Genomic DNA, 14963 nt, shown 5'->3' on the forward strand with positions numbered 1-14963 from the left:
AGATGCGCCATGAAACAAAAGGTGAGCCTCGGCTCGAGGCTGTTTGACTTCTTCAACATCACATTCATGATCGTGCTCATCATCGTGATGGCTTATCCCATGGTATACGTATTCTCGGCATCGATCAGCAATAATGCCCTCGTCGCCAGCGGAGCGGTGCTGCTATGGCCGAAAAAGATAACGCTGATCGCATATGAGCAGCTCATCTATAATCCGGATTTGTGGGTCAGCTATTGGAATACGATCCGGTATACGGCGCTGCATACGGTGCTGACCCTCATCGCGACGTCCGCGATGGCTTATCCGCTGGCGAAGCGCTGGCTGCCGGGACGGAGGGTGATCCTGCTGATGGCCGCCTTCACCCTCCTCTTCAGCGGGGGCATGATTCCGACCTTCCTGATCGTCCAGCGGCTTGGATTGCTCGATACGATCTGGGCCATCGTCCTCCCGTCGCTGATCAGCACCTGGTATTTGTTCATCATGCGGACGTTCTTCGAGGGACTGCCGGAAGAGCTGGAGGACGCAGCAGCCATCGATGGGTGCGGCTCCATGCAGATTTTAGTGCGGATCGTGCTGCCGCTGTCGCTTCCCGTGATGGTGACAATCGGCCTTTTTACCGCCGTGAATCAATGGAATTCGTTCTTCAGCGCTTTGATCTACTTGAACGACCGGGAGATGTATCCGCTGCAGATCATGCTGCGCAACATTTTGATTGCCGGCACGAATGTGCAGGGCGAAGGGGATCTGACCCACCTCGAAACGCTGAAGTACGCGATGATCATCATCGCGACGCTGCCGATACTATGCGTCTACCCGTTCATTCAGAAATATTTCGTCCAAGGGACGATGATCGGCGGAATCAAGGGATAACGATAACGATAACGGTAGCGATGGATGCTGGCTCATCCGTTTCTATAAGGCATGCTGTATTTTTAAGAAAAGGGAGGTTGTGTGCATGACGCGGAAGGGTTTCAGAAAGGCGCTCCTATTGATGCTGCTGTGCGCCCTGCTCGTCACCGGCTGCGGCGGCGGAGGCGGGAAGGATGACGGGACGCTGAGTCCGGACAATCCCGTTACCTTCTCATGGCTCGTGTATGACCGGGTGGAGGGGAAGGTCAGGGACGACTGGGAGATTTTTAAAGAAATCGAGGCAAAGACGGGGGTCAAGGTGGAATTTCAGGTAGTCAGCCAGGAAGGGCTCGAAGAGAAGCGGCAGATCATGATCGCCACGAACACCGCTACCGATTTCATCCAGGTGCCTACGCAGGACGGCAGAGAGCATGGACCGGAGAAGGTATTCCTCAACCTCCAGGATTATCTCGACAAGGCGCCGAATCTGAAGGCATTCTACGAGAAGTACCCGGAAGCCAAAGCGCTGGCAACCGGCACGGATGGCGGGCTGTACACCGTCCCTGTGCTGGAAGGCGATGCGGAGGGAAAGGGCTTTAACTTCATCTGGTATGCGCGCAAGGATATTCTGGATCAGCACGGCATTAAGCCGCCGACGACCGTGGATGAGTTCTACCAATTCCTTAAAACGCTGAAGGAAAAATATCCGGACTCCTATCCGCTCATTTCCAACTCGATCGTCGGCGATACCGGTCTCTTCACGACCTTCGGCCGCATATTCACCGGCATTCACGGCTTCTACAGCCTGGATCCGACGACGGATCAGTATGCCTTCGCGCCGTATCATGACAATTACAAGGCGATGCTGGAGTATTTGAATAAGCTGTACACGGAGAAGCTGCTTGATCCGGAATTTTCGCTCCTGACGCAGGCGCAGTGGGAAGAGCGGATTCTGACGGGTAAATCGCTCGTCACGTATTTCTGGAAGGCGGATCTGGAATCGCTTGTCGCAAAGGCGCGGGATGCGGGGATTCCGGAATACGATCTGGACGCGATCCCGTCGTTTGCGGCTGACGGCATCAAGAACTATCAGTTCTCCCGTCCCGTCGTCGGCACCGTCGGCCGGGCGATCTCGGCCAAAGTGAAGGATAAGGAGCGGGCCGTGCAGTTCCTCGACTATTTGGTCAGCGAGGAGGGAACGAATTATCTCTCGCTCGGCATCGAAGGCAAAACATATACGATGGAGGACGGCAAGCCGGTCTACAACAAAGACTTTGGCGCTTCCCCGTTCAATACGCTGCGCAAGGACTGGGGCGTCTGGTATGATCTCATCACCTTGAACAACGCGCTGTCACGCGAGGCTTGGGAGCGCGGCCTAAGCGAGAAGAGCAAGGACATCAACGCGCGCTATGCCGAGTATATCATCCCGGCGCCGAAGCAGATCGTCAAGACGGAGGAAGAGCTGGAGCTGGAGAAGTCGAAGCTGAACAACCTGAACAAATTCCTGGAGCAGAAGGTGACGGAATTCGTGACCGGCAAAACGCCGATTAACGACGAGACGTATCAGCAATTTATCGATCAGGCGAAAAAGCTGGGCGCCGACGAGCTTCTGGCCATGTACAATACGGCCTATACGCGCACCTATGGCGGCAAGTAAGGGAAGCAGATAGGGAGGAGAGGAGGAATCCGAACGTGGAGACGAAAGTGGAGACCTATAAGATCATTGACGTCGATGTTCATAACGAGCAGGATGACCGCGCCCTGCTCCCTTATCTTGAGGAGCCATGGCGCTCCCGGGTAGCGGCTTCCGGCATCGGCTATGCAGGCTCCGGGTACTATTCGCCGATCGGCGTGATGAAGAAGGATTCGATTCCCCCTGGCGGAGGGAAAGCCGGGTCTGATCCGGATTTCATGATCAAGCAGCTTATCGAAGGCTACGATGTGGAGTATGCCGTGCTGACCGGCGTCGTTTACAACATTTCATCCACGCATGACCCGGACTACGCGGCAGCCATATGCTCCGCCTACAACGATTATCTGATCAACGAATGGCTCGGCAAACATAAAGCGTTTAAGGGCGCGATGGTCGTGGCGACCCAGGATCCGCTGCTTGCCGCCCGCGAGATTGACCGGGTCGGCGGGCATCCGGACATCGTCGAGGTGATGATCTCGAGCGCGGCGCGTTCCCCGCTCGGGCAGCGCCACTATCATCCGATCTATGAAGCGGCCGAGCGGAACGGGCTCCCGGTGGCGATCCATCCGGGAGCCGAGGGCGGCGGCAGCTCAACGGCTCCGACCGCGGCCGGCTACCCGGCCCGGTACATTGAATGGCATACCTGCCTCTCCCAGATGTTCATGGCACATCTGGTGAGCATGGTATGCGAGGGCATCTTCGTGAAATTTCCGAAGCTGAAGGTCGTCCTCGTGGAGGGCGGGGTGGCCTGGCTTCCGGCATTGATGTGGCGCCTGGACAAAAACTACAAGGCGCTCCGCTCCACCGTGCCCTGGCTGAAGAAGATGCCGAGCCAGTATATCCGGGAGCACTGCTACCTGTCGACACAGCCGATCGAGGAGCCGGACCATCCGCAGCATCTGATCGACCTTTTCAATATGATCGATGCCGAGAACATCCTGCTCTATTCCAGCGACTACCCGCATTGGGACTTCGATTCGCCCCATCACATTTTGCGGGGGCTGAAGCCGGAAGCGAGACGGAAGATTTTCTACGAAAACGCGAAGCAGCTGTACCGGCTGGATTAATCGGAAGAGGACGCTGGCTACTCTATGCTTTGCGAGTAAAGGAGGGCGATTATGGCTGTACATTATGTACTGACGGAAGATGCGATCCCGGAGGGCGGCCGCGCCGTCGTCGAAATTGACGGCCGCGAGATCGGCATCTACCGCGTGAACGGCGAATATCATGCCATCCTGAACTACTGCCCGCATCAGGGAGCCCCGATCTGCGCCGGCCCTGTCTCCGGAACGACGCTTCCTTCGGAAGTGTACAGCTACGAGTACGGCCGGGAGGGAGAGGTCGTTCGGTGCCCCTGGCACGGGTGGGAGTTCGACCTGCGGACCGGCGAGTCGCTGTTCAGCGAACGGATCAGGGTGAAGAAGTATAAGGTGGAGGTGCATGAAGGGAAGATCGGGATCGTCATGCGGAGGTAGAAGAAGTAGGACAGCAGTAGAAGTAGAAGAGAAGTAGAACAATAGTAGAAGATGTAGAACAGAAGTAAAAGTTAAGCAGGAAAAAATAGAATGAGAGAACGAAAGTTATAAAGACAAGATAAAGCAGCGCTTCGGGATGACTCCGGAATGATCGGGAGTCGTCCCTTTTTAGTATAAAGTTATGAAATCATGTATCATGTAGGGAGGGGACAAGCCCCGCCTTACAAGATTGCATAAAGGAATGAGCAACGTGAACAAAAACAAGCGAGGAATTGGAATTGCTGCCGTAGCTATTATTTTGATCGGCCTGGGTATCCTTTTTGCTTATGATTATTTCAATCCAGAAAAGAATTGGACGATGCCGGAGCCCAATATTGACGTTCAAACGAAAACGATTGACGGCATGACCATTGTGTTACGAAACGCTGCCTACCGTGATGATGAAGTTACGATTGGGTTCGAACTCCAAGGCGGCGGACCAGAGGAAAACGATCTGGGCTATAGATTCTACAGCAATGGGCAGCTGCTCGCAGATACAGAAAGCGGAGAGCAGCATAAATTGGGGGAGAATCATTATTACTTAACGGCTAAAGCCAGAGGCGTGCAGGGCCAACCCGAGCCTTTACAACTGAGGGTCCATATCTTGGCGAAATCCAATATAGAAGCTCAGGATATTTTATTTAACTTTGATTTAGCGTTGCCGAGCGGCTCTTAAGGAGTGTACAGAGAGACCTCGCTCGGTGAATCACTTCTTGCTGCGTGTAGCGCGGAACTCAATGTTAATTAGCCCAATTAGAGGATTTTGAAAAAGAAAAAAGGCATCCCCAAGATGGGATGCCTTTCTAGCTGCTCGCTCACACCACCTGCGACAGCACCAGTCCGCCGTAAGCGAATGCCGCTACGATGACGATCGCCGGGTGAACCTTGCGGATATTCATCGCCCAGAAGGCGACGGCGGCGATGCCGAGGGATTGCACCAGCCCGATGGAGATGACCGAGCTTTTGCCCATCTGCCAGGTCAAGGTCAGCATCATGATCGCGATGACCGGCTGGACGAGAAGCGTCATGCCTTTGACGACCGGGGACGTGCGGTACTTCTGAAGCAGGTTCAGCAGCCAGTTTAAAGCGGCGGCGGACGGGATGACGGTAGCTGCGAGGGCGATCACCATGCCTACCCAGCCGGAGACGCCATAGCCGACGAAAGCGGCGATTTTGGTGGCGATCGGCCCCGGCAGCGCGTTGCCGAGCGCTAGCATATTCGAGAAATCAGGATCGCTCAGCCAACCGTGATGCGTGACGATTTCCTTATACATCAGCGGGATGGAGGCGGGGCCGCCGCCGTATCCGAGCACGTTGGAGATGAAGAAGCTGATCAATAGCTGAAGCCAGTCTTCCATCAGGCCGATCCCTCCTTATCCCCGCGCTGCTTCTTAAGCTTAGCCACGACTTTGAAATGCACGGTTCCGTAAGCCAGGAACAGGACGATCACGATGGCGGGGTGAAGCTGGACCGTCTCCAGCAGCAGAAACGAGATCACAAACAGGCCAATGCCGACATAAATGCCAAGTCCCTTGACGGCCTTCTCCCCGAATTCGTAAGCCATCGTGCCCAGCATGACGGCAATGACCGGCGTTACGCCGGCAATCATCCCGGCAACGATTTTGGAGCTGCTGAGAAATGTCACGGCCGAAAGCAGCGCAACCATGGCAATACAGGTTGGGAAAATGTGGGCGATCACGGCAATGATGGCGCCGAGCACGCCCTTTTCCCGGTAGCCGAGATAGGCTGCCATCTTCGTGGCGATGGGACCGGGGAGCGCATTGGCAAGGGCCAGCACTTCGCCGAACTCGTCATCGTTCATCCAGTGATACCGGACGACCGCCTCGTGGCGGATGAGGGGGATGACCGAAGGTCCGCCGCCATAACCAAGGATTCCGGTTCGGAACATGCCGATGGTCAATTCGATGTAGGGATTGCTGCGGTTGTTAGAGCTCACGATATAAGTCCTTTCTTTCGTAAAGATAAACACACGGCATCAGAGTCTGATGCCCATCCGGCTTTTATAACGCTTGATGAGGATCTGCGTATCTACGCTCGTAATGCCCGGCAGCGGATACAGCTTCTCATTTAAAAACATTTCCATCTGTTTATGGTCCGTAAACAGCCCGTGCATATGCAGCTTGCTCGGCCCTGTCATATGGTACAGGCTTGTGACGTGTGGCTCGTTCTCCAAAGCGTCCGCCACCTGCTGCAGATGCTTCGGCTCAACCTCCACGTTAAAAAAGGCGGATACCGCGATTCCGACCTTCTCCGGATTGATTACCGCCGCAAACCGCTCGATCACGCCGCTGTCCATCAGGGCGGTGACCCTTGCCTGCACCGCTACGCGGGACAGCCCGACCTCCTTGCCCAGATCCGTGTATGAGATTCGGCCGTGCTTGCCGAGGATGGAGATGATTTTGCGGTCCGTTTCGTCGATCGGGAGCGAGGCGTAGGCCCCTTCGGAATGAACATCCATTGCGATCAGCTCCTTCTTTTTTTTATGAATATGTAATGCATAACAGCTTAAATGACAACAAAACGAAATCGAATGTATCATTTTGATTACGATATGTTTAAATATATAAGCAATTGATTTCACTTTCAATATTTCTCTTCCGAATTGAAACTTTTTGCCCGCGAATTCAGTCTAAATCTATGAAATATTAAAGATATAAGTTGCAATTAAGAAAACGATGCAGGCGAGGGAGTAAAATGATTCCGAAGAAGTGGAACGGTCGCCTTTGGTTTCAGATTTCTACCGTAATAAGTTCTATTAAATCATGAAATCTGAAACCAACAGCGATTGTAGGAACATTTTACGTACTTGCCCTAATATACATTCATTTGTTCAACTTATACAGAATGGCATTCATTGGAGGGAGATCGTTCTATTAATTGGATGAATTAATAGAATTACCCTTTTCTATCAATTTATGATAGAATACTCCGGTGAAGAAATGGCTTCATAGGATTTCATAGAAAGGCGGCAGCTTAGATGAAGAAATTAATCGCCCTCATTCTGGTATGCGCAATGCTGCTCCCTTTTTCCATCGTATCCGCCGCGTCGGCTGGCGGGACCGGGACGGCCACGAGCAAGACGAGTGCAGCAACCAAGACGAATGCTTCCAAGAACGAGCCGATCGATCTCGTTTTTGTCGGGGATATTTTGCTGGACGGATATGTGGGGAACCAGATCGAACGTTACGGGAATCTGTATCCGTTCAAGAAGGTGGCTCCTATTTTGAAAAAAGCGGACATGGCCTTCGCCAACCTTGAAACGCCGGTGTCCGTCCGCGGCAAGGCCGCGAACAAAACCTTTGCTTTCCGCTCCAAGCCGGATACGCTGAAAGGCCTCGTATACGCAGGGATCGACGGCGTAACGCTGGCCAATAACCACATTCTGGACTATGGCCAGCAGGCGATGCTGGACACCATCACCCATCTGAAACGCCAGAAGATCGGGTATACCGGCGCAGGCCGCAACATCGACGAAGCGTTCAAGCCGTATGTACAGACGGTCAAAGGGAAGAAGATCGCCGTGTTAGGCGTCAGCCGCGTGCTGTCGGACAACTCCTGGATCGCCGGCAAGAACCATCCGGGGGCCGCATCCGCTTATACGATGGAGCCGATGCTCAGCCAGATCAAAAAGTCGGCGAAGGCGAATGACTTTACGATCGTTTATATTCATTGGAACCAGGAATTCGCCGATTACCCTGATGATTACGCCCGGAGCATGGCGAAGAAAATGATTGACGCGGGAGCGGACATCATCGTCGGTTCGCACAGCCACACGCTCATGGGAATTGAGTATTACAAGAACAAGCCGATTTACTATTCGCTCGGCAATTTTGTCTTCAACCGCTCCACGCGCGGCGGAGACAAGACGCTCCTGTCCATGATGGTCCATTTTGAAATTCAGGGCTCCAAGATTACGAGCCGGATCACCCCGGTGAAGATTCTCCAGGGCCAGCCGAACCTGATGGACAAGAAGTACAACAAGGAGATCATCGCGAAGCTGAACAAGCTTTCCTATAATGCGAAGATCGATGCCAACGGCAATGTAACGAAGAAGTAACGAGCCTTGCGCAACTTTAAGAACAACCGCAGCCTTTCGTGGCAGCGGTTGTTTTTTTGTGTCTGATCGGATCGTGTAGAGGCAGAGGGGAGCGAAAGGCGTCGAATGACGGCAACCCGCCCCGACGTAACTCCTTTCCATGATTCTACAATTTACGCGATTACGGCATGAGGGCAGAAATTCCTGCACAAATAATAAAATTTTATTTTATAAAATATATTGTATTTTGAAATTAAATTTCAATATGATTAGAGAAAGAGGATTCCGCTAGCTTGGCGCAAACGCCTCTTTCAAGTTTTTAAGAGAGTTAACTTCGGATTTACAGAGAAAGGAGGTGGGCTTAACAAGTCGCCGTTATACTTCCGTATGCAAGCCCGTTATTCGGGCGGCCTTCAAGCATGAGGAAGCACCCCTACAAGAACGAAGGAGGAATTGATGATATGTTTCGAAGGAAGAAAAGAATATCTTCACTGCTGAGCGGTGTGATGCTCCTTTCCCTGCTGTTTCCCGCCGGTGCGCTTCAAGCGTCGGAGCCGGCGGCAGCAGCTGCCCCATCCGGCCTTATTGATATGCGGCAAATGGAGATTGGACCGGGCGCTACATATACTTGGATGAACATGCATAAGGGGAGCGGGGAGCAGAAGGTTCATATGGTGGAATTCGATCCGGCGCAAGGACAGCTTGAGCTCCAGCCCGGACTAACCGACGGCAAGGTATACGGCATGCAGGGCGTGAGCAAAATGGCAGCCGATGCCGACAAGGAAGGCAACCGGGTGATTGCCGCCGTCAACGGGGATTTCTACGATATGTCGACGGGCATCCCGCTGGGGTTGTTCATGGGAGACGGAGAGCTTCTGACCGACCCGCCGAACGGCAGGAATGCTTTCGGCATCCGGCAGGACGGGACAACCTTGTACGGGAGCCCCAAATTAACGAAGACGGTCCGGATTGGCGGGACCGATACTGGCATAACGTCCATCAACCGTCTGAGAGGGACGGACGCACTTGTGCTGTATACCGAAAAATTCAACAAGACGACGATGACGAACAGCCTGGGCGATGAGGTTGTTCTGGATATCGTCAGCGGGCGGGCTGCAAGCGGTGAAACCCTGGTCATGAAGGTCGCATCCGTTCACAAGGACCGGGGGAATTCGCCAATCGGACCGAATCAGGCCGTTCTGTCGGCTTCGGGCCAACAGCGGGCCAAACTCGCGAATCTTCAGCCCGGCGATGAAGTGACCGCCCGGTTCGAGCTGGAGGACGCCTGGAAGGACGTGACGATGGCCATCGGCGGCACGGTGATGCTGGTCAAGGATGGCATCGTGCAGCAGCATGCGGATCCGGCCATTCACCCGAGAACGGTGGTTGGCACGAAGGCGGACGGCTCTGTCGTTCTGTTCGAAGTGGACGGCCGCCAGCCGGGCTTCAGCGAAGGCGTCAATTACATCCAGCTCGGCGAGATGCTGCAGGAACTTGGCGTTGTTAACGCGCTCAATCTGGATGGCGGCGGCTCGGCAACCTTCGTCGCCCGCCTGCCGGGAGAGACCGGACGCAAGGTGCTGAACTCCCCTTCGGACGGCGGAGAACGCAAAACCGCGAACGGCATTCTGCTCGTGAACAAGGCGCCGGAAGGACAAGCGGAGAAGCTTGTCGTATCGCCGAACCTTGCACGGGTGCTGACGGGATCGTCGGCGGTATTTACGGCAGCGGCTGTTGACGCGAACCTTCATCCCGCGGCGATGCCGGGCACGCCAGTATGGCAGGCCGATTCTGCATTCGGGAGTTTCGACGCCAATGGCAGATTCACAGCGGGCAGCCAGCCGGGAGAGACGGAAATAGCCGTTCAATCGGGATCGCTGAGGGGCAGTGCGAAGCTGGAAGTCGTTGATCAAATAACGGAGCTATCCTTCCGGGATGAGGTGATGACCTTCCCGTCCGGCTCCACGAATACATTAACCGTCACGGCCCTCCGTAACGGTCAGGTCATTCAGGCCGACAACAGCCGCTTTGAGTGGCGCGTCGAAGGCGATATCGGAACCATTGACGGCACCGGCACGTTTACGGCTGCCGATAAACAGAATGTGAGCGGCAAGATCTATGTTAAATACGGCAGCGTGGAGACCTCCATCGATGTGAACGTCGGGCTCCCGCCGGTTATGCTGGAGGATTTCGAGAATGGCCTTGGCCGGTATAAGGAAAGCGCGGGCGCGCAGTTTAAGTCGACCCGGGTATCGGTCGAGACGGACGATACCTATGTCCGATCCGGCAGCGGCGCGTTGAAGCTGGAGTATGATTTTACCGGCATGACGGGGACTTCCGGTGCATATCTGCAGACGAACAGCGCGGCAGACAATATCGAAATTCCGGGCTATCCCGAGAAGATCAGCATGTGGGTGTACGGCGACGGCAAGGGGCATTGGCTCCGGGCTCAGCTTCGGGACGCTAAGGGAAATATCCCGTTGAATTTTACCGATGAGAGCGACGGCGTGAATTTTGTTGGCTGGAAGTACCTTGAGGCTGACGTGCCGAAGGGAAGAACGCTTCCGCTCGTCATGGACATGCCTGTCCGTTATATGGAGACCAAGGCGGACAAGAAGGATGCCGGAGCGATCTACGTGGACGAAATCCGGGCATTGTACGGCCCGGCTAACGACGATATTGAACCGCCGGTTCTCAAGGGCTTCTCGCCTGCCGCCGGCGAAGAGATCACGAAGAATACGCCAACGATCACGGTATATGCGGAGGATGCGGGCTATGATCCTTCGAAGCATCCGGGAACGACGCTAATCGATCCGGACCGGATTCGCTTCTATGTAGACGGCGTGCTTGTGCAGCATACGCTGTATCCGCCGGAAGGAAGAATCCACTATACGCCAAGCGTTCCGCTTGCAGACGGCATCCATCAAGCGAAGGTGACCGTCCGCGACCTCTCCGGGAATCAGACGACCAAGGAGTGGCATTTCACGATCAATACAGGCGCAGACGCAGCAAAGATCGTGTATGATACGCCGGACACCGTATACTTGGGGAACAGCTATACGCTGGATATCGGCGGCGTCAACACGTCCCGGATCCGCAGCGGACATATCGAGTTCCAGTTTGATCCGATGAAGCTGGAGAATGTGCGGCTCATTCGGGGCGACAAACTGGATTCGTCCCAGGTATGGGCGGATATCGATCAAGCGAAAGGAACGGTTAAGGTGACCTGGAAGGACATCCATACCGCATCCTTAAGCGATGATGATGTGATCGGACGGATTGGGTATGACGTGAAGAAGGATGCGGAAGGTAGTAGCGTGATCTCGCTGAAATCCGGCGCGCTAACCTTGACGGATACGGGGGATACGGAGTTTACGTTCTTCGGCCTCCCGATCACTTCCAAGATGGCTGCACATTTGGCGCTGAACTGGAATGAAGAGGGAGCCGTCGAAGGCTATGAGACGGTATTCCACGTAACCGACGCCCAAGGTGCCGCTGTTCAAGACGTGCAGATTACGGCGGACGGCGCGCTGATCGGCACGACGGACACGGCCGGCGAGCTGAGGACAAACGCGTTAACATCGCAGATCAAGACCTATACGGTTCAAGCGGTGAAGGACAATCAGTACAGCCCGGCTGTGGCGTTTAAAGTCTCTCCGCTGTCCGGAACCGAGACGCCGACGAACATCAGCGTTGGCATGGGGGCGGATCCGGCATCCTCGCGGATGTTCAACTGGCATACGCACCCGGCGATCGAGCATACGGTGGTTGAGCTGGTGAAGCAATCCGAATTTACCGGGTTTGATGCGCCGAACGTACAGACAGTCAGCGGGACAAACGAGCTGTACCACACGCTCGATCTGGGGACGGTTCGTGTCCATAAGGCCGAAGCCGGCGGCCTGGAGCCCGGAACGGCATATGTATATCGCGTTGGGGACGGCCAGGGCCATTACAGTGAACAAGGCTCGTTTGAAACAGCGTCCTTGACGGAAGAATCGACCAAATTCTTGTACTTTGCGGATTCTCAGGCATCCACCGCGAAGGAATTCGAGCTCTGGGGCCAGACGATTGACAAGGCTGCAGGCGAGCATCCCGATGCGGAATTTATGGTGCATGCCGGGGATATGGTCGATAAAGGCTTTTTGGAAGCGCAGTGGAATGACTGGTTCCGGGAGGCGCAGCCGCATTTCCTGAATACGACGCTTGTATCGGCGATCGGGAACCATGAAGTGATGGGATCGAAGGAGAACGGCGATTTTCTGGCCCATTTCAACCAGCCGGGCAATGGCTTGGACAGTCTGAAGGGCACGAATTTCTCGTTCGATTACAAAAACATTCATTTCATCATGCTGAATAGTGAATATGAGCTGGAAGAGCAGAAGAAGTGGCTTGAGCAGGACCTTGCGGCCAACAACAAGGAGTGGACGATCGCGATCTTCCACCGCGGCCCTTACGGAAGCATTTATGATTCCGCCGAGGTACGCAATCAATGGGCGCCGGTTCTGGAGAAGTATGAAGTGGATCTTGTATTGAACGGGCATGACCATATCTATGTCCGCTCCTATCCGATGAAGAATCTTGCCATTGCACCGGACGGCAGCGGAACGACATACGTTGTGGCCGGCTCGACCGGGCCGAAGTTTTATGCCCATACCGAACGGGGCTGGCACCGGGTTGTGGATGAAGAGAAAACCCAGATGTACGCCTCCGTGGAAGTGAAGGGAGATGAATTGCGGTTCGTTACGAAAACGCTCGGCGGCCGCCTCGTCGATGAATTTACGCTCACCAAATCCGGAACGCCGAAGCCGAAGCCGGAAAGCATCGTCGTATCGCCGAAGCAGCTCAAGCTTGCCGTTGGCGACAGCCGTCAGCTGGCAGCGGAAGTGAAGCCGGACGGCGCAGAAGCTTCGGTTACGTGGTCAGTGTACAGCGCCGAGCCGCAGCAAGCCGTCAGCGTATCGGCGGACGGAACCGTGACCGCCATCGAGCTTGGCGAGGCCATCGTTCGGGCGACAAGCACCGTATCGCCGGAAGTCTTCGCGGATGTGCGGATTATGGTCGGTAAGGAAACGGATGTCTCCCTCGAATCCATCCGTTTCAAAGGCAAGCCGGTGCTGAGGGTTGGCGACACCGACCAGACCGTGACGGAGGCCGTATATTCGGACGGCAGCCGGATCCCTGTCATCGAGGGCGTGACGTATGAGAGCAGCAAGCCGGAAGTAGCCTCCATTGATGAACGCGGGACCGTCCGGGCGCTGGCTGAAGGAAGCACGGTGATTTCGGCAACCTACGGAGGCTTCAAGTCGGAGTACGGCTTGAAGGTCATCCGAACCGGCGGAAATCCGAATCCGAATCCCGATCCTTCGCCGCCGGTGGACCCTCCGGGCAAGCCTCCAGTGTTCCCACCGGTAAAGCCGCCGGTGATACCGCCAAAACCGCCGGTTACCCCGCCTCCGGGCAGGATTACTGTAACGGCTGAGGAATTGGCCGACAAGCTGGTAAATGGTCAGGCTGTGTTGACGGTGAACGGCGAATTCGAGGAGCTGATCCTGCCGGGCAACGCGGCTGAGCTGGTTAAGGAAGGTTCGATCCGGGTTGTGGCTAATCATATGACAATCACGATCCCGGGCGAAGTTCTTGCTCAGCTGCGCAGACTTGAGCAAGGGAATGAACCGGACAAGGGCTCCATCAAGCTGAGCAGCGAGAAGCTGAAGGAGTCCGCAGCCAATCAGCGGATTGCAGATGCTGCCCGAAGAGAAGGGGCACAGCTGAGACAGATTGGAGCTTTGTACGAGCTCGGGTTGGAATGGGTGTCCGCGAACGGTACGGCCGACAGCTTGAAGGAATTCGACAAGGCAATCATTTTAGAACTACCGCTGCCACCTGGTACCGGTGGAAGCAGAGTCTCCATCTACTATGTTTCCGACTCTGGAGCACTGGAGTATATTCCGGGGATCTTGAAGGACGGCCGCATGTCGGCACCGATCAAGCACTTCAGCGCATATGGCCTCCTGCAGTACGAGAAGATGTTTGCCGATGTGCCGTCAACGTTCTGGGCCGAGGAAGCGATTGGAGACTTGGCTGCAAAACAGCTGATCAAAGGCGTTTCCGCGGAACGCTTCGCCCCGGCCCAGAAGGTAACCCGGGCTGAATTCGCGGCGATGCTGGTCCGGCTCCTGGGCATCCAGGCTGAGGGGCCGGTGCCGTATAGCGATGTCACCCCCGGCAAGTGGTATGCGGACGCAGTTGCTGCTGCAGCCGATGCAGGCATTGTCTATGGAACGAGCGGCGACCGCTTTGCTCCCGAAGCGCCGATCAAGCGGCAGGAAATGGCGGCCATGCTCGTTCGTGCCTACGCTTATGCGGTGAAGCAGCCGAATGCAGCGGACGTGACCCGCAGCGGTTTTGCGGATATCGCCGGATCTCCTGACTGGGTACAGGAGGCCGTTAATACGGCATATGCCCTCGGCTTCATCAAGGGACATACGCCAAGCCGCTTCGCACCGGAAGGACTCGCGACACGTGCGGAAAGCGCGCAGGTCATGTTCAATCTGTTGAATAAGCTGCAGTAATCACGGATGAACCGCCCTCCCATCTCCTTGCAGGACTGCAGGAGTGGGAGGGCGGTTCTTTCGTATGTATGTCCCGGACCTCCTATAAGTGCCGGAGATGCGATCCCGGCCTGGGCAGCGGAGGACAAAGCACAGGCAGCAGTGAAATGAATCGTACCCGGGAAAATCGCTCCCGCAAACAAGGCCTGCTGCGGCCGCCCGGACGTTCGGAATCGAGGCGGCGGAAAATTTTAGATATTTTCATGCGGCAAACTCCCTTATAATGAAAATCAAAGGCC

The 14963-nt window shown here is 55.2% G+C and carries 10 protein-coding genes; 7 read left to right on the forward strand and 3 right to left on the reverse strand.

The features are described from left to right. Positions 1–9: 9 nt before the first annotated feature. The 5 genes from NST08_RS06465 to NST08_RS06485 all read left to right on the forward strand — a co-directional run bounded on the left by NST08_RS06465 (position 10) and on the right by NST08_RS06485 (position 4732). The gene (locus NST08_RS06465; protein ID WP_007131601.1) at positions 10–870 is read left to right on the forward strand and encodes a carbohydrate ABC transporter permease; all 861 of its coding nucleotides are present in this window, start codon (positions 10–12) and stop codon (positions 868–870) included. Positions 871–955: 85 nt separating this feature from the next. Beyond that, positions 956–2506, forward strand: coding sequence for an extracellular solute-binding protein (locus tag NST08_RS06470; protein ID WP_213616666.1), 1551 nt, complete (start codon positions 956–958; stop codon positions 2504–2506). A 47-nt stretch (positions 2507–2553) separates the two neighbouring features. After that, entirely contained in the window at positions 2554–3609 is a 1056-nt protein-coding gene (locus tag NST08_RS06475; RefSeq protein ID WP_034272725.1) for an amidohydrolase family protein, read from the forward strand. A gap of 51 nt (positions 3610–3660) precedes the next feature. Continuing rightward, positions 3661–4017 carry a Rieske (2Fe-2S) protein gene (locus NST08_RS06480; RefSeq protein WP_251537151.1) on the forward strand — a complete coding sequence of 119 codons (357 nt, stop codon included), beginning with the start codon at positions 3661–3663 and terminating at the stop codon, positions 4015–4017. 250 nt (positions 4018–4267) lie between these two features. Further along, positions 4268–4732: a hypothetical protein gene (locus tag NST08_RS06485; protein WP_157462163.1), complete on the forward strand. Its 465-nt coding sequence runs from the start codon at positions 4268–4270 to the stop codon at positions 4730–4732. A 139-nt stretch (positions 4733–4871) separates the two neighbouring features. On the opposite strand, the gene NST08_RS06490 is transcribed toward NST08_RS06485, so the two are convergent. The 3 genes from NST08_RS06490 to NST08_RS06500 are packed head-to-tail and all read right to left on the reverse strand — an operon-like array spanning position 4872 to position 6535. Next, entirely contained in the window at positions 4872–5414 is a 543-nt protein-coding gene (locus NST08_RS06490; RefSeq protein WP_251537150.1) for a chromate transporter, read from the reverse strand. Further along, positions 5414–6013, reverse strand: coding sequence for a chromate transporter (locus tag NST08_RS06495; protein ID WP_276825314.1), 600 nt, complete (start codon positions 6011–6013; stop codon positions 5414–5416). Before NST08_RS06495 ends, NST08_RS06490 begins: the two co-directional genes overlap by 1 nt. A 39-nt stretch (positions 6014–6052) precedes the next feature. Next, positions 6053–6535: an Lrp/AsnC family transcriptional regulator gene (locus tag NST08_RS06500; RefSeq protein WP_007131608.1), complete on the reverse strand. Its 483-nt coding sequence runs from the start codon at positions 6533–6535 to the stop codon at positions 6053–6055. Positions 6536–7054: 519 nt separating this feature from the next. Here NST08_RS06500 and NST08_RS06505 point away from each other — a divergent pair. Continuing rightward, positions 7055–8134, forward strand: a complete 1080-nt coding sequence (locus tag NST08_RS06505; RefSeq protein WP_210095461.1) for a CapA family protein — start codon at positions 7055–7057, stop codon at positions 8132–8134. 440 nt (positions 8135–8574) lie between these two features. Further along, entirely contained in the window at positions 8575–14685 is a 6111-nt protein-coding gene (locus tag NST08_RS06510) for a phosphodiester glycosidase family protein (RefSeq protein WP_341341609.1), read from the forward strand. The last annotated feature ends 278 nt before the right edge of the window (positions 14686–14963 follow it).

The sequence above is a fragment of the Paenibacillus sp. FSL K6-1566 genome (assembly GCF_038050475.1).
In the GTDB taxonomy this organism is placed as follows: domain Bacteria; phylum Bacillota; class Bacilli; order Paenibacillales; family Paenibacillaceae; genus Paenibacillus_AQ; species Paenibacillus_AQ lactis.